A 526-nucleotide genomic window follows, 5' to 3' on the forward strand; every position below is an offset into this window, starting at 1 on the left:
GGGCCTCAGAGGAGCCTTCCTAGTAGATTTAGATACACGCACCTCCGCTCGGCAGCTCCCTATGGCAGTCTCGGATCCCCTTCGCCTTGTCGTGCAAGAAGTGCAGCGGGACGGGTACGCAGACCGGGTGAAAAAGTTGGTTTACTTCACCTGCACCCGCAGTTGGGAAAGCAATGCCAGCAAGCTGAACGAGGAGGAATTGAAGGCGCTGTTGGAGCAGCTCTGCCGAGAGCACGCCACGCTTGAGGCTCTGGGCCAGTGTTTTCGCAACGCTATCAACCAGATCAACAAGAAGGCTGAATACGCCCGCGTCGCCAAAATGCTCCTGAGCAAGCTCCAGCCCCTCTACCAACAGTCTCAATCGGAGCCCGGCCGCCCTCTGACTGCTTCAGTCGGAGATCTGCCCGCTTGGGTGGCGCCTGCGCCCAGCTTACCTCTGGGATACGGTGGCCTACAACTGCACAAGCAAGACTACGACCCGTTCGAGTTGCGGGCATGGGTGATGCATCAGACCAGGCCCTTGCGG

Annotated in this window: 1 pseudogene; it reads left to right on the forward strand. The window is 59.3% G+C overall.

Features of this window, described 5'->3' with window-relative positions:
- Positions 1-61: 61 nt before the first annotated feature.
- Positions 62-526, forward strand: a pseudogene (locus tag NW858_RS13080) (hypothetical protein); the annotation flags it as partial.

This window comes from Synechococcus sp. H55.10, assembly GCF_047502715.1.
Taxonomy (GTDB): domain Bacteria; phylum Cyanobacteriota; class Cyanobacteriia; order Thermostichales; family Thermostichaceae; genus Thermostichus.